At 54.1% G+C, this 19,892-nt stretch carries 20 protein-coding genes; 2 read left to right on the forward strand and 18 right to left on the reverse strand.

The features are described from left to right. The 12 genes from AACY98_RS06230 to AACY98_RS06285 form a co-directional block, all read right to left on the reverse strand. Positions 1-127 (reverse strand): GTP-binding protein (locus AACY98_RS06230; protein ID WP_339802139.1); only part of this gene is annotated, 127 nt, incomplete at its 3' end. A gap of 103 nt (positions 128-230) precedes the next feature. After that, the gene (gene fusA / locus AACY98_RS06235) at positions 231-2,336 is read right to left on the reverse strand and encodes an elongation factor G (RefSeq protein ID WP_339802959.1); all 2,106 of its coding nucleotides are present in this window, start codon (positions 2,334-2,336) and stop codon (positions 231-233) included. A gap of 96 nt (positions 2,337-2,432) precedes the next feature. Beyond that, the gene (gene rpsG, locus AACY98_RS06240) at positions 2,433-2,903 is read right to left on the reverse strand and encodes a 30S ribosomal protein S7 (protein WP_126981065.1); all 471 of its coding nucleotides are present in this window, start codon (positions 2,901-2,903) and stop codon (positions 2,433-2,435) included. Between the two features lie 175 nt (positions 2,904-3,078). Next, positions 3,079-3,456 (reverse strand): 30S ribosomal protein S12, encoded by a 378-nt coding sequence (rpsL, locus tag AACY98_RS06245; RefSeq protein WP_126981066.1) that lies wholly within the window; start codon positions 3,454-3,456, stop codon positions 3,079-3,081. 306 nt (positions 3,457-3,762) lie between these two features. Further along, positions 3,763-5,568, reverse strand: coding sequence for an aspartate--tRNA ligase (gene aspS, locus AACY98_RS06250; RefSeq protein ID WP_339802964.1), 1,806 nt, complete (start codon positions 5,566-5,568; stop codon positions 3,763-3,765). A 42-nt stretch (positions 5,569-5,610) separates the two neighbouring features. Next, positions 5,611-6,276: a DUF502 domain-containing protein gene (locus AACY98_RS06255; protein WP_126981068.1), complete on the reverse strand. Its 666-nt coding sequence runs from the start codon at positions 6,274-6,276 to the stop codon at positions 5,611-5,613. An 8-nt stretch (positions 6,277-6,284) separates the two neighbouring features. Beyond that, positions 6,285-6,551 carry an FmdB family zinc ribbon protein gene (locus AACY98_RS06260; protein WP_126981069.1) on the reverse strand — a complete coding sequence of 89 codons (267 nt, stop codon included), beginning with the start codon at positions 6,549-6,551 and terminating at the stop codon, positions 6,285-6,287. A 110-nt stretch (positions 6,552-6,661) separates the two neighbouring features. Next, positions 6,662-8,239, reverse strand: coding sequence for a ubiquinone biosynthesis regulatory protein kinase UbiB (gene ubiB, locus AACY98_RS06265; protein WP_126981070.1), 1,578 nt, complete (start codon positions 8,237-8,239; stop codon positions 6,662-6,664). A 3-nt stretch (positions 8,240-8,242) separates the two neighbouring features. Further along, positions 8,243-8,812: a hypothetical protein gene (locus AACY98_RS06270; RefSeq protein ID WP_339802968.1), complete on the reverse strand. Its 570-nt coding sequence runs from the start codon at positions 8,810-8,812 to the stop codon at positions 8,243-8,245. 4 nt (positions 8,813-8,816) lie between these two features. Then, on the reverse strand, positions 8,817-9,749 hold the full coding sequence (locus tag AACY98_RS06275; protein ID WP_339802971.1) for a Tim44 domain-containing protein: 933 nt from the start codon (positions 9,747-9,749) through the stop codon (positions 8,817-8,819). Positions 9,750-9,874: 125 nt separating this feature from the next. After that, entirely contained in the window at positions 9,875-10,606 is a 732-nt protein-coding gene (gene ubiE / locus AACY98_RS06280; RefSeq protein WP_126981072.1) for a bifunctional demethylmenaquinone methyltransferase/2-methoxy-6-polyprenyl-1,4-benzoquinol methylase UbiE, read from the reverse strand. A gap of 239 nt (positions 10,607-10,845) precedes the next feature. After that, entirely contained in the window at positions 10,846-11,295 is a 450-nt protein-coding gene (locus AACY98_RS06285) for an HIT family protein (protein WP_339802974.1), read from the reverse strand. Between the two features lie 472 nt (positions 11,296-11,767). Between AACY98_RS06285 and AACY98_RS06290 the strand changes: the two genes are divergently transcribed. Next, a complete protein-coding gene (locus AACY98_RS06290) occupies positions 11,768-12,685 on the forward strand; it encodes a tetratricopeptide repeat protein (protein WP_339802976.1) in 918 nt (305 codons plus the stop codon). Between the two features lie 64 nt (positions 12,686-12,749). On the opposite strand, the gene AACY98_RS06295 is transcribed toward AACY98_RS06290, so the two are convergent. The 5 genes from AACY98_RS06295 to AACY98_RS06315 all read right to left on the reverse strand — a co-directional run bounded on the left by AACY98_RS06295 (position 12,750) and on the right by AACY98_RS06315 (position 18,085). Next, positions 12,750-13,532: an SDR family oxidoreductase gene (locus AACY98_RS06295; RefSeq protein ID WP_126981074.1), complete on the reverse strand. Its 783-nt coding sequence runs from the start codon at positions 13,530-13,532 to the stop codon at positions 12,750-12,752. Positions 13,533-13,716: 184 nt separating this feature from the next. Continuing rightward, positions 13,717-14,661, reverse strand: a complete 945-nt coding sequence (locus AACY98_RS06300; protein ID WP_339802980.1) for a DMT family transporter — start codon at positions 14,659-14,661, stop codon at positions 13,717-13,719. A gap of 106 nt (positions 14,662-14,767) precedes the next feature. After that, positions 14,768-16,642, reverse strand: a complete 1,875-nt coding sequence (locus AACY98_RS06305) for a GspE/PulE family protein (protein ID WP_423817537.1) — start codon at positions 16,640-16,642, stop codon at positions 14,768-14,770. A 90-nt stretch (positions 16,643-16,732) separates the two neighbouring features. Then, complete coding sequence (locus tag AACY98_RS06310) at positions 16,733-17,518, reverse strand: spermidine synthase (protein WP_339802982.1); 786 nt, start codon at positions 17,516-17,518, stop codon at positions 16,733-16,735. 36 nt (positions 17,519-17,554) lie between these two features. Next, complete coding sequence (locus AACY98_RS06315) at positions 17,555-18,085, reverse strand: DNA-deoxyinosine glycosylase (RefSeq protein WP_339802985.1); 531 nt, start codon at positions 18,083-18,085, stop codon at positions 17,555-17,557. A gap of 97 nt (positions 18,086-18,182) precedes the next feature. Here AACY98_RS06315 and AACY98_RS06320 point away from each other — a divergent pair, with 97 nt between their 5' ends. Next, complete coding sequence (locus AACY98_RS06320) at positions 18,183-19,019, forward strand: mechanosensitive ion channel family protein (protein WP_339802988.1); 837 nt, start codon at positions 18,183-18,185, stop codon at positions 19,017-19,019. Here the strand turns inward: AACY98_RS06320 and AACY98_RS06325 are convergent. After that, a complete protein-coding gene (locus tag AACY98_RS06325; protein ID WP_339802991.1) occupies positions 18,980-19,846 on the reverse strand; it encodes a TatD family hydrolase in 867 nt (288 codons plus the stop codon). The genes AACY98_RS06320 and AACY98_RS06325 overlap by 40 nt on opposite strands. Positions 19,847-19,892 lie beyond the last annotated feature (46 nt).

Raw genomic sequence — 19,892 nt, forward strand, 5'->3', positions numbered from 1 at the left:
CGCCGCCAAATTTCTGCGACAGCACGGAGGCAATCGCTGCTGTCAGCGTGGTCTTGCCGTGGTCTACGTGCCCAATCGTGCCCACGTTCACGTGGGGCTTCGTACGCTCAAACTTGCCTTTCGCCATGATTCTCTATTCCTTTCAAAGAGCAAAAGTAAATGTATTTACTACAAATGTTACAAAATTTCGGCGATGGCACTGTCTTATGAACAGCACCATCTCCTCAAAATTACTTGGCAGAACGTTCGTTAATCACTGCATCTGCCACATTCTTCGGAGCTTCCGCATAATGCTTGAACTCCATCGTGTAGGTCGCACGACCTTGCGTCATAGAACGCAAAGAGGTGGAATAACCAAACATTTCCGACAGGGGCACTTCGGCACGAACCGTTTTACCGCCGCCAGGAATGTCATCCATCCCCTGAATCACGCCGCGCTTGGATGAGAGGTTACCCATCACATCACCCATGTTTTCTTCTGGTGTTTCCACCTCAACAGCCATGATAGGCTCCAGCAGAACCGGATCCGCTTTGCGCATACCGTCCTTGAAACCCATGGAAGCAGCCATCTTAAACGCATTTTCGTTCGAGTCCACATCGTGGTATGAACCGAAATGCAGTGTGACTTTCACATCCACCACCGGGTAACCTGCAACCACACCAGCCTTCAGCGTGTCTTCAACACCCTTCTGAACAGCCGGAATGTATTCACGCGGCACCACACCACCTTTAATGGCATCCACAAACTCGAAACCGCTTCCAGGGGTCATTGGCTCAAGCTTGAGCACAACGTGACCGTACTGGCCCTTACCGCCAGACTGTTTAACGAATTTGCCTTCTGCATTTTCAACGGTCTTGCGAATGGTTTCACGGTAAGCCACCTGGGGTTTGCCCACGTTCGCTTCCACGCTGAATTCACGGCGCATACGGTCCACCAGAATTTCCAGATGCAACTCACCCATCCCGGAAATAATGGTCTGGCCCGATTCTTCATCGGTGTGAACACGGAAAGAAGGATCTTCAGAAGCCAGACGGTTCAGTGCAATACCCATTTTTTCCTGGTCGGCCTTGGTCTTAGGCTCAACCGCCTGAGAAATCACAGGCTCAGGAAACTCCATACGCTCCAGCGTAATAATGGCACTGGTGTCGCACAGCGTTTCACCGGTGGTCACTTCTTTCAAACCAACACAAGCGGCAATGTCGCCAGCGCGCAGCTCATCAATTTCCTTACGGTCATTGGCATGCATCTGCACAATACGACCAATACGTTCTTTCTTACCCTTCACCGGGTTGTACACGGTATCACCCTTGCTCAGCACACCGGAGTACACGCGCACGAAAGTCAGCTGTCCGACAAACGGGTCTGTCATCAACTTGAATGCCAACGCAGAGAATTTTTCATCGTCAGACGCCTTGCGGTGTGCTTCTTTACCGTCTTCGTCCAGACCTTCCACAGGCGGCACATCCAACGGAGAAGGCAGCAACTCAATCACCGCATCCAGCATGCGCTGAACGCCCTTGTTCTTAAACGCTGTACCGCACAGCATTGGCTGAATTTCGTTAGCCAGTGTACGGACACGCAAACCTTCAATGATTTCCTCTTCGGTCAAATCACCTTCTTCCAGATACTTGTTCATCAGTTCTTCAGAAGACTCGGCTGCGGCTTCAACCATTTTTTCGCGCCACTCTTTGGCCTGCTCCAGCATATCAGCCGGAATGTCTTCAAATGTAAACTTCATCCCCTGAGAAGCCTCGTCCCAGATGATGGCTTTCATTTTGGCCAGATCGATAACGCCTTTGAAGTTTTCTTCGGCACCAATCGGCAATACGATAGGCACTGGGTTACCTTTGAGGCGGGTTTTAATCTGGTCAACCACTTTAAAGAAGTTGGCACCGGTACGGTCCATCTTGTTCACAAAGGCCAAGCGAGGCACTTTGTACTTGTTAGCCTGACGCCAAACCGTTTCAGACTGAGGCTGCACGCCACCCACAGCACAGTACACCATGCAGGCACCATCCAACACACGCATGGAACGCTCCACTTCAATTGTGAAGTCCACGTGCCCGGGGGTATCAATGATGTTAATGCGGTGTTCCTGGTGGTTGTGATCCATACCACGCCAGAACGTTGTGGTTGCAGCAGAGGTAATGGTGATACCACGCTCCTGCTCCTGCTCCATCCAGTCCATGGTAGCAGCACCATCATGCACTTCACCAATTTTGTGATTGACACCGGTATAAAACAAAATACGTTCTGTCGTGGTAGTTTTACCTGCATCGATGTGGGCGGAAATACCGATGTTACGGTAGCGCTCAATCGGGGTTTTACGGCTCATAGTGTGTTACTCCGGTAATGGAAAGCGCTGCGAGGTCAAATTCACTCGCAGCGCGTCAAATTCATACAGTTACAATCGAATCAAATGCGCGCCGCGTCAGAAGCGGAAGTGTGAGAACGCGCGGTTGGCTTCAGCCATACGGTGCACTTCATCACGCTTTTTCATTGCGCCGCCACGGCCTTCAGTTGCATCCAGCAACTCGCCAGCCAAACGCTGCGCCATGGATTTTTCGCTGCGCTTTTGCGCGGCTTCTTTCAGCCAGCGCATCGCCAAAGCCAAGCGGCGAACCGGACGCACTTCAACCGGCACCTGATAGTTGGCACCACCCACACGGCGTGAGCGCACTTCAACCACCGGCTTCACATTGCCAATAGCGGCAATAAAAACTTCCAGCGGATCTTTTCCAGCTTTTTGCTCGATCTGATCAAAAGCGCCATACACAATACGCTCTGCAACGGCTTTTTTACCGCTTTGCATGATCACGTTCATGAACTTGGCAATTTCAACATTACCATACTTCGGATCCGGCAAAATTTCCCGTTTGGGAACTTCACGACGACGTGGCATTTTTCACCTCTTTACTTAACTTCAGCTCACAGCAGCCAATAACCAAAGCCTGCTGACTGATGGTGCACATTCCAAAAAAATTCTTTTGAGCGGCACCGCTTACTTTAGCCCTACAAAAAGGGCCAATCCAAAACCAGCGCCATTAAAAAAGACGGCACCGGCCACCTGAAACCAATTAAGCCTGTTTGGGCTTCTTCGCGCCGTATTTGGAGCGAGACTGCTTGCGGTCTTTCACGCCCTGCAAGTCCAGAGAGCCACGCACGATGTGGTAACGCACACCCGGCAAATCTTTCACACGACCACCGCGCACCAGCACCACACTGTGCTCTTGCAGGTTATGGCCTTCACCGCCAATATAGGAGATGACCTCATATCCGTTGGTCAGGCGCACCTTGGCAACCTTACGCAAAGCAGAGTTAGGCTTTTTGGGGGTCGTTGTATAAACACGAGTACAAACACCACGGCGCTGCGGACTACTTTCCATAGCCGGGCTTTTGGACTTCACAACTTCAGTTGAACGCCCTTGGCGAACAAGTTGCATGATGGTTGGCATAAAGCGTCCCTAAAACAAAAACGTTGCTGAGCTGCTCACAGCAACGCAATCAATGAAATAAAACGAATTGTGTTCTTATGCACAAGACTTTCTGGCATATTTCACCCCAAAGCCCCGCCCTCAATAGCCCCGCAACACCAAGTTAATTTCTTTAAAATCAACCTTTAGCACTGCACGCCATAAGAGCACAACAAGTATTTTGAGACTTATTGTGCATAGAAAAGTTTTTCAGTATAGCGTGTTTACCCCTTTTTCGCAAGCGGCCAATCAGAAGGCACCATAAATATACAACGCCTTCCCTGATCTTTACGAAGCATTCGGGTGCGGATTACGCAATTTAATGTGCAACTCCCGCAACTGCTTTTCATCCACCGGGCTCGGTGCATGGGTCAGCAGGCACTGCGCACGCTGGGTTTTCGGGAAAGCAATCACATCGCGGATGCTCTCGGCCTTGGTCATCATCGTGACAATGCGGTCCAGCCCGAACGCCAACCCGCCGTGCGGAGGTGCGCCGTATTGCAACGCATCCAGCAGGAAACCAAACTTCTCCTGCGCTTCCTGCGGCCCGATCTTCAGCGCAGAAAACACCTTGCTTTGAACCGCTGCTTTATGGATACGGATAGACCCGCCACCAATTTCCCAGCCGTTAAGCACCATGTCATAGGCCTTGGCCAGACATTTTTCAGGCGCTGTCTCTAGCCATTCCTCATGCCCATCCTTAGGCGAAGTAAACGGATGATGCATCGCCATCCAGCGCTGATCTTCCTCATCGTACTCAAACATCGGGAAATCGATCACCCACAGCGGTGCCCAGCGGTCTTCAAACAGACCATGCTTGCGGCCAAACTCACTCAGACCGATCTTGACGCGTAACGCGCCAATCGCATCATTGACAATCTTGGCCTTATCGGCACCAAAGAAAATCAGATCTCCATCCTGCGCCCCGGTCAGCTCCAGAATCTGGGCAATTGCCTGGTCGTGCAGGTTTTTCACAATCGGGCTTTGCAAACCATCGCGGCCTTTGGCTTTTTCATTCACCTTGATCCAGGCCAGCCCCTTGGCGCCATAAATTTTGACAAAATCGGTGTAACCGTCAATTTCCGAGCGCGGCATCTGCCCGCCCGCAGGAATCCGCAGCCCTACCACACGTCCGCCAGGGGTTGTTGCCGGGCCAGAAAATACCTTGAACTCCACATCCTTGACCACATCGGTCAGGTCGGTGAACTCCAGCTTCACGCGCAAATCCGGTTTGTCCGAGCCATAGCGGCGCATCGCCTCACTGAACTGCATGACCGGGAACTCACCCAGGTCCACCTCTAAAACATTCTTAAATACCGTCGTGATCATTTCCTGGAACAGCGCACGGATTTCGCCCTCTTCCAGGAACGAGGTCTCAATATCAATCTGCGTAAATTCCGGCTGGCGGTCAGCACGCAAATCCTCGTCACGGAAACACTTCACAATCTGGTAATAACGGTCAAAACCAGCCACCATCAGCATCTGCTTGAACAACTGGGGGCTTTGCGGCAAGGCGTAAAACTCGCCGTCATACACACGGCTGGGAACCAGATAGTCACGCGCACCTTCAGGCGTGCTCTTGGTCAGCACCGGCGTCTCGATATCAATAAAGCCATGTACATCCAAAAACTTGCGCACTTCCATCGTGGTACGGTAGCGCAGCATCAAATTGTTTTGCATCTGCGGACGGCGCAAATCAACCACCCGGTTGGTCAGCCGGATCATCTCTGAGAGGTTTTCATCATCCAGTTGGAATGGCAAAGACACAGAGGGGTTAAGCACCTCCAGCTTTTCACAAACCACCTCGATCTTGCCGGTGGGCAGGTTCGGGTTGATGGTTTCTGCTGTACGCGCACGCACTTTGCCCGATACCTGGATACAGTATTCATTGCGCAATTCATTATTCGCAAAAGCATACAACGCCGGATCATCCTGCTTATCACAAATCACCTGCACAATACCTTCACGGTCGCGCAAATCGATAAACACCACGTTGCTGTGCTCACGCCGCCGGTTGATCCAGCCGCACAACAATACTTTTTGCTCTGACAAAGCTTCGGTCACCTGACCGCAATAATGACTACGCATCGACATGAGAAAACTTTCTGCTGCATCCGCAGCCTGTAACACACACAATTATGACGACTTTTCGTCGTTCTGTTCAACACCTGTTTCCAACACACCATCGGGTGCAGCCGGCACGACCGGCGGCACAATCACACCCATGGAAACCACCACTTTCAGCGCATCATCCACGCTCATATCCAGTTCAATCACATCGGAGCGTGGCACAATAATAAAATACCCGGAGGTCGGGTTAGGTGCCGTTGGCACAAACACATTCAGATAAAGCTGTGAATCCAGATACTTTTCCACGGCCCCGCCGGGGTGGCCCGTCACAAAAGCAATGGTCCAGATACCCTGGCGCGGAAACTGCAGCAAAACCACCTCCCGGAAAGCATGGCCTTTATCGGAAAACAAGGTATCCGACACCTGCTTGACGCCCGAATAAATCGAGCGAACCACAGGAATACGCCCCAGCACACCATCCCACCAGCGAACCAGCCGGAACCCGACATAATTACTGGCAATCGCGCCAACCGCCAGTACCACAACCAGCATCAGCACCACGCCCATGCCCGGCACGCGAAAACCCAGCCAGGCCTCAGGCTGCCAGTGCTTAGGCAACCAACCGATGGAACCATCCAGCAACGAAAGCGCCAGGCTCAGGACCCACAGTGTCACCCCCAAGGGCAACAACACCAGCAGACCCGACAGAAACCAGCGGCGCAATGTACTCATAAATCAGCCTAATCGGCCATGGCCGCCTTGCAGCCACATGCGGCAGCGCCACAAGGCAACTCGTCCGCGCTGCTCGCAGATGCTGCGGCAGGACATCCCTGTGAGGCAAAATCCGTCTTATACCAGCCACTGCCTTTGAGATCAAAAGCAGCAGCAGTCACCTGCTTGCTCATACTCTGTCCACACTCGGGGCAAGCCGGGGGAGCATCTGAAATCTTTTGCAGCACATCCTTTTCATGACCGCAATGGCTGCAGCGATAAGCATAAATCGGCATCTCTGGCTCTTTCAAAAATCACTGAAACTGTTTATTTTACGGCGAATTGCCATTTCAGCACACACCCCGCGCACGAAGTGCCAGCCAAATACATACTTTTAGACTATTTTTTAAAAAATCCGGATATGCACAATCAACTGCATCGCCAGCAGCCCCAGCATAAAGCCGATACCGCCACTGATCACCGCCTGCAACAACCGGTTGGTTCGTTTCTGCTCAGCCAGCAACAGCGCCAGATCATCCTCACGTTTTTGTGGCGGCAAAGTCTGCTGCTGCAACGCCTGATGCAACAGGCGGGGCAGTTCCGGCAGGTATTGCGCATACCGCGGCAACTCATCCTTGAACCTGCGCCAGGCTGCCTTATAACCAACCTGCTCGTTCATCCAGGTTTCCAGGAAAGGCCGCGCCGTACTCCATAAATCCAGATCCGGGTCAAGCTGGCGCCCCAGCCCTTCCACATTCAGCATCGTCTTTTGCAGCAATACCAACTGGGGCTGAATCTCCAGGTTAAACCTTCTGGAAAGCTGGAACAGGCGCATCAGAACCAGCCCCAGCGAAATCTCTTTCAGCGGCCGGTTAAAGTAGGGTTCACAGGTTGCCCTGACTGCGGCTTCCAGCTCGTCAATGCGCGTATCAGCAGGCACCCAGCCGCTTTCCACATGCAACTCCGCCACGCGTTTGTAATCGCGACGGAAAAATGCCACAAAATTCTGCGCCAGGTAATCTTTATCAACCTCGGTCAGCGTGCCGACAATGCCAAAGTCCAACGATACATAATAGCCAAAAGTCTGCGGGTCCAGACTCACCTGAATATTTCCGGGGTGCATATCGGCATGGAAAACGCCATCCCGAAACACCTGGGTAAAGAAAATCGTCACCCCATCACGCGCCAGCTTGGGAATATCCACCCCGGCATCGCGCAGCACGCTAACCTGATTGATCGGCACGCCCTTCATGCGCTCCATCACAATCACATCGCTGGTGCAATAATCCCAGTACATTTCCGGCACCAGCACCATATTCAGGTTCTGCATGTTACGCCGGATTTCAGAGGCATTCGACGCCTCCCGGATCAAATCCAGCTCATCGTGCAGATACTTGTCAAACTCCGCAACCACTTCAGTCGGTCGCAGCCGCTTGGCTTCTGACGACAGGCGCTGTACCCAGACCGCCATCCAGCGCATCAGGTCCAGGTCCTGATCAATCACCGGCCTCATCCCCGGGCGCAACACTTTGACAGCTACATCTTTCAGCGTGCCATCGTTCATGCGCAAGGTTGCAAAATGCACCTGCGCAATCGAAGCACTGGCCACAGGATCGTGCTCAAACGACTCAAAAATCTCTGCAATGGGGCGCCGCAACGCCTTTTCCACCATCTGCGCGGCCAGGTCAGAATCAAACGGAGGCACCCGGTCCTGCAACAGCGTCAGCTCGTCGGCAATATCTTCGGGCAGCAAGTCGCGCCGTGTAGAAAGCACCTGACCAAACTTGACAAAAATCGGCCCCAGCTCCTCCAGTGCCAACCGCAGGCGCACGCCACGCGGCAACGTGGGTTTTCTGCGCCCGAATAACACCAGCCGTTTGAAACGCGTCAGCCACGGGTTACGCACATTGGAAAGCACCAGCTCATCAAGCTGGTATCGCAAAACAACACGCAAAATAGACAGAGAACGCAAAAAACGTCGCATTAACTACTCGCTCTTACCACCGGTACGTTTGCTGAACGCCTCCAGAAACCCCCTGAACATGGAAACCACCTGCTTGAACTGGTCCATGGCAATCTGTGTGGGCACATCGCCCACAATGCGCGACAAATCCTCGGCATAATCCCAGCGCAAATGATCAACCAGCCAGGCAAACGTTGCGGCCAGATCCGCATCACCATCTATGGCCACCGGCGGACGCTGCCCCTTGAACAGCATATTGCCAAAATCCATCGGGCTGGGGGTTTGCATTTTCAAATGCAGATCCGCTTTGCCGGAATCCGCTTGCACGTCATCCTTGGGCGTTTCCTCAAACAGCCCCGCTGGCGTGATCGTTAACGGCCACTGCCCCATCGGGCTCTCCAGCATCACGCGCCTGCCGGCGTACACGCGCAAACGCTCAACCGCTTCCGGCTCCTGGGAAATCAGGTGGTTAAACACCAGCAGCACCTTGGCACGTATGGGTTGCGAAAACGTTTCACCCAGTTCCGCAAGCCGCGAAAAAATAGGCTCCATCTGGGCAGAAACACTGGCAAAAAAATCTGATGAGTTCATCATTCACTTACCGTGGAGTTGAAGGAATATTTTGAATCCCGGCCAGCAGCCAGCCGCCGTTTGCCGCGGCTTTATCTTTGGTCAGATTCCACACCTCTGTAAAAGGCTCGGCACCAGCCGTCGGGTTCTCGCGAATCATGCCGCTGAATTCAACACTGGCCATGTATTCATTGCCGACCTCTTCAATCCCGAGCAACTGTGCATTGAGTGTTACCACATCCGTCTGGTTGGTCGTGCCGCTGAAATCGTTATGGCGCTGCGCCAACTGCCCTTTCATCAGGGTATACATTTCATCGGTCAGAAAAGCCTTCAGGGAACTGACATCACCGGCATCCCAGGCCTTTTGCAAACGCACAAAATTAGCCTTTGCAACCTCTTCAAAACCCTGCACATCAAACCCGGCAGGAATCTCCATACGCCCCCATGAGCTTCCAGCCGTTGCGGCTGAGCCATCCCACGCACCGGGCGCCGTTGCCGGATTCGACTGGAACGGCGTTGCCTGCGGCTGATTCCAGCCCGCCGCAGCTCCACCAGCGCCTGCCGCCTGCTGTGCTTGTGCTGGCCGGCGCATCATGCGCATGAAAAATGTAATGGCGGCAAACGCCAGCAATACCAGCAGAAGTGTGCCAAGCATGTCACCCAACACCGGGCCAAACCCCATCCAATGAAACAGCGCTGCCAGCCCCAGGCCCGCAGCAAGACCACCCAACATACCACCCCAGGGTTTGCGCGGCTGTTGCCCGGCCTGCTGTGGCGGTATCTGGCGCTGGTTTTGCGCATTGTTGCGCTGCGTAGGTTGTGTTGCAGAACGGTTTGTCACGCTTGGCGACTGACGGCCAAAAGAACCGCCACCGCCCAGCCGCCGGGCATCCGCCGTTGCTGCCCACAGCAACAGAAACACCGTCAGCAGCACCATCAGCAAACGTCCCCATTTATTCACAGCACGCCTAACCGGAAACGTCCGTCCTGAAATCACACCTTGCATTAACCTATCTCCTCATGCTTATATTTCATCTGCGCAGCCCCTTCAAAGAACTGCCCGCTTATAACCCAATACTCAACTGTTCAGCACTTGATGCCCATGTGCAGCGCCACCACGCCAGCCGTCATATTATGTACGTCCACATGGCCAAACCCGGCATCCTTCATCATGGCCTTGAGCTCTTCCTGCCCGGGGTGCATCCGGATCGATTCGGCCAGATAGCGATAACTGTCCTCATCCTTGGCTACATATTTACCGATACGCGGCAACACATTGAACGAATACCAGTCGTATGCCTTTTCCAGCGGCTTGGCGACTTTGGAAAACTCCAGCACCAGCAAACGCCCGCCGGGCCGTAACACACGGCACATCTCACGCAATGCCTTGTCTTTGTGGGTCATGTTGCGCAGGCCAAATGCCACCGACACAATATCAAATGCCGCATCCGGAAAAGGCAGTTTCTCCGCATCACACACCACCGCTTCCACCGCCATGCCGGCATCCAGCATCCGGTCCCGGCCAATGCTCAGCATCGCTTCGTTGATATCGGTCATGACCACTTTGCCTGTTGGCCCCACCTTTTTGGCAAAAGCCTTGCTCAGATCACCGGTACCTGCTGCAATATCCAGCACCTGCTGACCAGCACGCACACCGGAAGCCATGATGGTATATGCCTTCCATATCCGGTGCAGCCCACCGGACATCAGATCATTCATAACGTCATAACGACGCGCGACCGAATCAAAAACGCCCCGGACACGGGCAGCCTTTTCCTCTTCATCGACTGTTTCAAAACCGAAATGTGTTGTAGACATGATTGAATATGCTTTGACGATTGAAATATGCAGCAGACCATGGCCCCTCACCTTGCATTCAGGACACAGCAATCTGTTCAACGTGCATCAGTATGGCGTAATCATAACCGCAAACGCCCCGATCTTCATTCGGGAAGTCAGAATCTACCCTACAGCAGCGGATTCATTTTGAAAACCAGCGCACGCCCCATGCCATGCACACGCCATATCAGACACGGCCCACCCCGCTTCTAGCAGCGTCAATACCCATGTGCCAAAGCAACATGGTCACATAAATACTGCTCAAGCTGCTGTTGTTGCGGCAACAATGCCTCCCAGCGCCCCACGGCGTTCTCCCGCACAGGCGCCGCCCATGGAGAGGCAGGAAACCGGCTGTCCCACGGGTAGCGTGCCACAAGATGCCAGTGCAGATGCGGCACCATATTCCCGAATGCCGCCAGATTGATCTTTTGCGGCTGCAAAAACCGGCGCATGGCCTGCTCGACCCAGGCCACAGCCGCCATGCATTCATGGCGCTCATCCTGTGCCAAATCAGAAAACTCGGCCACATGCGCATTCCAGACCACCCGGTAAGTCAGCGGAAAGCCCTCCTGATCCAGCGCACGGATGACCCGCCAGCGATCCGTTGAGGCAATCAGAATGCCACCATCGGCGTTACACAATACACATTCCTGCAAATATGGCATCATCCGTTTCTCCTGAACCTAGGGTCAGAACGCATTAAATAGAAAGATTGCGTTTACTGGAATGGGGGTAGGACAAGGCGCGAAGCGAAGGCAATGGCGAGGCCCTTGCCAAGCTGAGCAACGCAGTCAATAGCTTCATTCCAGCAAACCCGAAGGGCAAATGTGCCATGAAGCGCATCACTGAGTTGTCTCGTGCTTGCGTAGTTGATTACGCGGCGCACTCCAACGCCTTGCGCAACACCCTATTTAATGCGTTCTGACCCTTGATTATCTCAAAACGTACCCCCTCACGCTACAGAATCATGACCGGAATGCATACATAAATCCCCAACCCACCTCTTTGCGTAATCACGGTCAATTCAGCCAATCTATATACAATGCATCAAAACCCTGCGATGAAGGGCTAGCAAATACATGCGGCCAGGTCGCATTTTCTCCTGCCATCCATATAACCACTGCAGAAAGAAACTCAACCATGACCAGACTTCTTGTCTCATTCCTTTGCGCCTGTTTCCTGTGTGCATGCACCTCCACACAACAGCCCCTCACCAGCGCCGATGACTACTGGCACCTGCCAGTCAATGAAATTATTCAAAAAGCCAATAGCGGCGACCCATTGGCGCAATATATACTGGCCTCGCTGCACAGCATGGGCGGTAACGGCCCCGTGCATAACAAAGAGATAGCCAGATCGTGGCGTGAGAAATCCATCGCGGGGCTAGAACCTCTTGCCGCTCAGGGGCAAGCGGAAGCGCAGTTCCTGCTGGGTGAAATTTATGTCAGAGGGATGGATGGCATCACCTCCAACATAGAGCGCGGCATGGCCTATTACGAGCAAGCTGCAACACAAGGGCATCTGCAAGCACAACTGCAACTTGCCCGCGCGTACCAAAGCAGCAACCGGTATGGTGTTGAACCTGATGAAGAACGCGCCCGCTACTGGCAACAGCAGGCTTTGCCCGGCATCATTCAGCAGGCGCAGCAAGGCAATGCCCGTATGCAAAACAGACTCGCCTCATTCTATGAAAACGGAACCGACGGGCTTGAGCAAGACCTGCAGCAAGCGCATGACTGGAGACAAAAGGCCATGCAGGGATTTCGCAACGAACTGGCTGCGTCATACTCTGGCCCGCAACCGTTGCGCATAACAGCTCCTTTGCTTTTATCCTTGTATTATTTTGAGCCAAATGAAAACGAACTTAGCGGCTTGGACCAATTCAATGATTTAGTAAAAGCCTACACAACATCCACTCTGTTGGTTGAACGCTTTGATATTTTGCAGGAATTACAGCAGAACATCGCTGACCTCTTATCCATAGATGAAGCCACATTTGAACATGCACAACAACTGGCTGAGCAATGCCTGAAACAACTGACCGATGCATGTTATTGATGCTTCAAGCATGCAAAAAGGCTCTTATCTCAAGAGCCTTTTTATTTGAATACTTTCAAAAATATCAGAATGTGCCCGGATACGCCCCGCCATCAATCAGCAGGTTCTGCCCCGTTACATACCCTGCCTGCGCGCTGCACAGGTAAGCACAGGCCGCACCAAACTCCGGCGGCTGTCCAAAACGCCCCGCCGGAATCACACCTTCCTTCTCAGCGCGGACCTCTGCAACCGACTTGCCGGAAAGCCTGGCTGTAGCGGCAAAATTGCTGGCAATCCGGTCGGTATCAAACGACCCCGGCAGCAGGTTGTTGATTGTGACATTACAGCGCACCGTCTTGCGCGCAATACCGGCAACAAATCCGGTCAGCCCCGAGCGTGCGCCGTTGGACAGCCCCAGAATATCAATCGGCGCTTTGACCGCGCTGGAAGTGATATTCACAATACGGCCAAAACGGCGCTGCATCATGCCATCCACGGTCGCCTTGATCAACTCAATCGGTGTGAGCATATTGGCGTTGAGCGCTTTCATCCAGTCTTCTTTGCTCCAGTCGTGAAAATCCCCCGGAGGAGGCCCGCCTGCGTTATTCACCAGAATATCCACCACCGGCGCAGCAGCCAGCAGATCCTGCCGCCCCTCATCGGTGGTCACATCACCAGCCACCGCAATCACCTGACCTGCACCCGGAAGCTGGCGCAATTCCTGCGCCGTGCGGTTCAACTGCTCAGCACCACGCGCACCAATCACCACATTCACGCCCTCGGCCACCAATGCAGCCGCACAGGCCCGCCCCAGCCCCTTACTTGCCGCACACACAATGGCCCAACGGCCGGCAATCCCTAAATCCATAAAATAACGCCCTTTCTATTCGTTTGCCACTTTGACGCACCACACCCAGTTAACAGCCATGACACCACAGCATATTCACGGCCTCACAGCCGCATTCTGCACCTTTCAAAGGCGATGCCACATGCCGCACATACCATGGCTGAGTGCCGCACTGAACAATACGCATGGCAGGCTTGAGCGGCCATTATGCCCTGCGCACCACAATCCACATGCCGCCCATCACCAGCACGGTTCCCGCAATAATCCAGGCATTAAACGGCTCGCCCAGCAGAAAAACACCCAGCATGATGGTCGATAACGGTCCGATCATTCCCACCTGGGAAGCCAGAGCCGCGCCCAGGCGCTGAATACCGATCATCATCAACAGCACCGGCACAACCGTGCACAACGTACCGTTGAGCAATGACAATTGCCAGACACCTGCCGGTATGCTCTGAAAATCGGCCCATGAGCGGGTCAGCACAAATTGTCCTATACAAAAAACACATGCCCAGATGCTGGCCAGCCCCGTCAGCCGCAGCGCTCCCAGCTTTTTCACCGTTTCGCCGCTGTACAGCAGATACACCGCATTGGACAGCACACTGGCAAAGCACAAAGCCACACCCAGCACCAGATGGTCTCCGGCAAAACTGATCTCATGGCCAAAAACCAGAAACACCCCCGCATAACTCACGGCAATGCCCAGCCATTGCCTGAGCCCGGCCTTTTTCCCAAGCAGGAACATGCCCAGCAACAGCACGATCGATGGCGTCACATACATGATCAGCCGCTCCAGACTGGCACTGATATATTGCAGCCCCAGAAAATCCAGCATGCTCGCCAGATAATAGCCACTGAAGCCCAGCCCGGCGACCACCCACTTCTCCCGGCCAGACAGTTTGGCCTGCCCGCGCCCGGCCCACCAGGCCATCACCAGGAAAAAAGGCAATGCCACCAGCATGCGCAGCATCAGCAGCGTTACCGCATCAATCGCATAATCGCGATAGGCAATTTTGATGATGATCGCTTTGCCCGAAAAGCCTATCGCGCCACACAAGGCAATCAAAATGCCCGGCCACAGCGATGCCGGCGGCATATCGCCGCCATTTGAAGTGGTAGCCTGGGAGGGAGAAGCCGCACTGGCGCTCATAAATCTGTTACTTTGCCGCAGTATGTGCTGGCCTTGCCGCTATTTCATGAAAGCCAGGCGCTGAAACTGCTGTGTAATGGCTGTAATGGTCATCTTCCCAGCCGTGTTAATCCTCAGATCCGGTTTCTATGGGCGGTGTTGCCGCAATAACTTCGGCCACCGTCGTAATCCCCTGTCCGACTTTGAGCAGCCCGGCCAGCCGCAGCGGCTTGAGGCCCTGCTTGATCGCCGTGCGCCGCAGACCGTCCAGATCGGGCGACTTGCTCAATTGTTTTCTGAACACCTCATCCAGAACCATCATTTCATAAAGCCCCACACGGCCTTTGAATCCGGTATTGCGGCACTCCAGACAACCGACCGGTTTGTACGGGTGCGACTCTCCGTTCAGGCGCCAGGGACTGGCCAGTTGCGCAAAAGCCTCCCGGTCAAAAGCATCATCCGGCTGTTTGCAGGCAGGGCACAAAGTCCGCACCAGGCGCTGGGCCAGAATCCCCAGCAATGTTGCGCTCAGCAGGTAGCCGGGCACCCCCAGATCCATCAACCGGGTCACTGCTGAAGGGGAATCATTGGTATGCAGCGTTGAAAGCACCAAGTGTCCCGTCAAAGCCGCCTGCACAGCCATATTGGCGGTTTCCGCATCACGGATCTCCCCGATCATGATGATGTCCGGATCCTGCCGCATCAAAGCGCGCACCCCGTCGGCAAAGCCGATATCCAGATTGGCCTGCACCTGCATCTGGTTGAATGCCGGGTCCACCATTTCAATCGGGTCTTCAATCGTGCACAGGTTCACCTCATCGGTCGCGAGCTTTTTCAGCGTTGAATACAGCGTCGTCGTTTTACCTGAACCCGTAGGCCCGGTTACCAGAATAATACCGTTGGGCCGGTGCGTGAGATCCTCCCACTCCCTGGCCTCCTTGCTCGGGAACCCCAGCTCCTCCATATTTTTGACCGTGGTTTCCGGGTCAAAAATACGCATCACCATTTTTTCGCCAAATGCCGTTGGCAATGTCGATAACCGCATTTCAACCTCAGCGCCCAAAGGCGTGCGGGTTTTGATACGCCCGTCCAGAGGGCGCCTTTTTTCAACCACGTCCATACGGCCCAGCAGCTTGACGCGCGACAGCACCGCGTTCATCACCGTCATAGGCAACTGGTATACGGTATGCATCACACCGTCGATGCGAAAACGCACATTCCCCGTTTCCCGCCTGGGCTCCAGGTGGATATCACTGGCACGCTGGTCAAAAGCATACTGCCACAGCCAATCCACCAGTTGCACAATGCCCTGGTCATTGGCATCCAGCTGGCGGCCGCTTTTCCCCAAATCCACCAATTGTTCAAAAGAAACCGCCGCCGTCGCTCCGCCACGCTTCTGCACATCGCGCACCGACCTCGCCAACGTAAAAAACTCAATGCTGTAGCGCGCAATGTCCACCGGGCTGGCAATTACCAGGCGCACCAGCTTGCGCGAAATATGCTCAATCTCCTTGATCCATGTCGTCTGAAAAGGCTGTGCCGTGGCAATCACCAGGTCACCCGTCCCGACCTTCACCGGCAGAATTTCATGCCGCTTGGCATATTCGACCGACATGATATCGCCAATCTGCCCGACATCGGCCTTCATCGGATCAATACGGAAAAAAGGTATCTTGACATGTGCTGCCAGCCACTGCGTCAGCTTGTCAATATCCAGCACCTCTTTCTCGTCAAAATCACGCATATTCAACTGTGCCAGCCGTACCAGCGGGTGCTGCGACGAACTCGTTCCGGACAGGCGCTCGCGTACGCGTGCAGCCGTGTCTGCATTGATGATACGGTCTTCCTCCATCCACTCAACCAGTTGCTGCCACTGCAAAGGCCCATGCGGCGCACTGGGCTTTTTCGAACGCGACAGCTTGGAGGACGATTTAGTAGCCTTGGATTCACCCTCCGTACTGGATTGTTCCGGAAGGTCAGAAGAATCTTGATCTTGCATCATTCAAATATGTCCCTGTCAACCCGTACGCCGGTACGGTCACCGGCGAACTGCTGGATAAATACAACCCCTATTAAAACACAGCTACCGTTTCTATGATTTTGCTTTTAACGTCACAGGCTTTAAACCCCTGACCCATTTGCGCGCCGGCAGCCCCCAGCGGTATTCAATATATTCCGCCCGTTGCTGCATCAATGCACGCTCAGGCACCTGGTCGCTGCGCAGGGCCAGCACCACGGTATTGCCTTCCGCGGTGGGGGCAAACTGCCACAGCCTGCTCTGTTTTTCATCCGGTTGCAGCACGATGCCAAAGCCCTTGGCAATGCGCATGACACTTTTCAGAAAATTGGCGCTGCGGCCAAAAAGATTAACCGTCATCACGCCATCATCACTCAGCAACCCGTAGCAGTGTGCATAATGCTCGACAGAATCCAGCACCGGCGAAAGGGCCTGGTCATCATAAATATCCACACACAAAGCATCAACAGAGCCAAGTCGGGCCGGATCAGCCACCACATCCGACGCATCGGCAATCACCACCTGCAACCGCTCATCCGGCTGCGGCAGGTTAAACCAGCTATGGCATAACGCAACCACCTGCGGGTTCAACTCGATCGCGGTTGTGAACATGCGCAGTTTTTTATAACAGAACTTGGTAATGGCCGCAGCCCCCAGCCCCAGTTGCATGGCATGGCGCTGGTCAACCGTTTCAGGGTCAAAAAACAGCAGCCAGGCCATCATCCGCTGCACATACTCCAGCTCAATCTCAAACGGTTTGCGCACCCGCATGGAACCCTGAATCCAGTCATGCGTACCCAGGTGCAAATGCCGCACCCCGGACTCTTCAGAAAAAAACACCTCAGGTAAATCTTTTTTCATTTGCTATCGTTCACCACAACCAACTGTGCCTTCCCGTTATTTGTTTTCACCCAATATACCAGCCTGTACAAACACCTGCCGCCATGCCGCCAATTTACGCTCGAAACTCCAGCTCGCGTTGGCCGGGCTTGTCGATGGCAGTTGCACCACCTGCACACCCAACAAAGATGTTTGCTTTTTGAACTTGGCGCTGGTGCCCCCATTATGGGCAATCACCTTCAGCCCGGGTGCCCACTGCTTCAACAAAGCCAGGTCATTCGGCTCCCCGGCCTGAATATCCGCATCCAGGCTCCCTTCGCGCTGGCAGGCGGCATACACATCCCACAGCGCAATCCTGTGCTGCACCAGAAAATGCAGTTTTTCAGCGTATGCCCGCTGCTGCAAATCAGGTGTTCCCAGCAAAGTCCCGATGATCGGCCAGAAGTGGTTTCTGGCAAAAGCATAATACTGCTGTGCCTGCAAAGAAGCCTTGCCGGGAAAACTCCCCAATATGGCCAGCACCGCATCGTGCTGTATGACTGCAGGCAAGCCTTGCAGCGGGGCTTGCGTTTTTTGAATGGAACGCATTGTGTTGTGATATTTAATGCTAAAGTTAGGCCATCAGAATTGATGGCCCATTTTAATGGATTGCCCTGCTTCGCATACTGACTGAATCCATACGCTTATGAACACGGAAGAAACCTGGAATTTTTTACTGACACACGCGACTGACCTCGGCCTAAAAATCATCAGTGCCCTGCTGATCTGGTTTGTCGGACGCTGGGCCATCAAACTGGTGGCTAAAATTTTCAGCCGTATTCTGGAAAAAGGCCAGCGCGTTGACCGCACGCTGGTACTCTACATCCGTGAAATCATTTCCTGGCTGCTGACACTGCTGCTGATTCTTTCCATCTTCGGCATTTTCGGCATTCAGACGACCTCATTTGCCGCGTTACTTGCCGGCCTGGGCCTGGCCGTAGGCACTGCATGGGGTGGCTTGCTGGCCCACTTTGCCGCTGGCGTTTTCATACAACTGATGCGCCCGTTCAAAGTCGGCGATACCATCACGGCGGCCGGCATCAATGGTGTCGTCACCGATATCGGCGTATTCACCACCACCATCATCGCTGCCGGTAATGTGCAGACCATTGTTGGCAACAACAAAATCTTTTCCGATACCATTCAGAACTTCAGTGCGCTGCCCTACCGCCGGATAGACTGCAGCATCACCATTCCGTACAGCATTGATCCGCAGGAAGCCATGAACCGTTTTAAAGAAGCCATCTGCGCCATTCCCAATGTCAGAACCAACCCTGTGCCATCCATCTCGATTGCCGAGTTCACGGTTGACGGCACACGCCTGAGCATCTGCCCGTTTGCCGCCCCCGAAAACTACAGCCAGGTACAGTCTGACAGCACCAAGGCCATTGCACAGGTTATCCGCAGCATTGGCACGCCCAGGTCTGAACTGCACATTGTTGATCACACCGGCGGCAACGGCCCTGCATCGCTATCCAGCTGACGCAGCTTAGGCAGCGCCTGCCATGTGTTTTCGCGGGCAGCTTCAGCCAGTTCATCCAGCCGCATGCCGCGTAACTGCGCAATCACTTGAGCAATCCGGGGTAGTTGTGCCGGTTCGTTGCGCCCCTGCGGCTCTCCTTGTGCACGCTGTTCAGCGGTGCGGTAAAGCCATTGTGGCGGCATGTCCGGCGCATCTGTTTCCAGTACCAGCGCCTGCAACGGCAGTGTCTGCGCCAGATGCCGTATCTGCCGAGCCCGCTCAAAAGTACAGGCCCCGCCAAACCCCAGTTTGAACCCCAGATCCATGAACGCCTGTGCCTGCTGCTCACTGCCGTTGAACGCGTGGGCAATACCGCCGCTAACCGGAAATTGCCGCAGCCCTTTAAGCAGCATGTCGGCTGACTTGCGCACATGCAAAATCACCGGGTAACCGTATTGCCGCGCCAGCTTGAGTTGCTCGGTATAAAAAAACCACTGGCGTTCCCGGCTCAAGCCTTCTACAAAATAATCCAGCCCGATCTCTCCCACGGCCACCAGTCGCGGATCAGCGGCATAACGCTGCCATGCAGAATGCACCTGCCGCATCACCTGTTCATCAGCTTCGCGCTGGTTGTGTGGAGAGTCCTCCCCCATCCACAGCGGGTGCATGCCCAAAGCATAAGCACACCGTTGTGCTGCCGCCAGTTGTGCAGCCATATCAAAGTGCAGCGGCGCTACGGCCGGAATCACCATCTGGGTCACCCCGGCCTGGCGAGCGCGAGCAAAAACACCTTCCCGGTCTGCTAAAAATTCAGGAGCATCCAAATGGCAATGGCTGTCAATCCACATCCGGTTTTCCTCCCTTTATCAGTATCATGAAAAAGGCCTATTTGTA

Source organism: Saezia sanguinis (assembly GCF_963921665.1).
In the GTDB taxonomy this organism is placed as follows: Bacteria; Pseudomonadota; Gammaproteobacteria; order Burkholderiales; family Burkholderiaceae_C; genus Saezia; species Saezia sanguinis.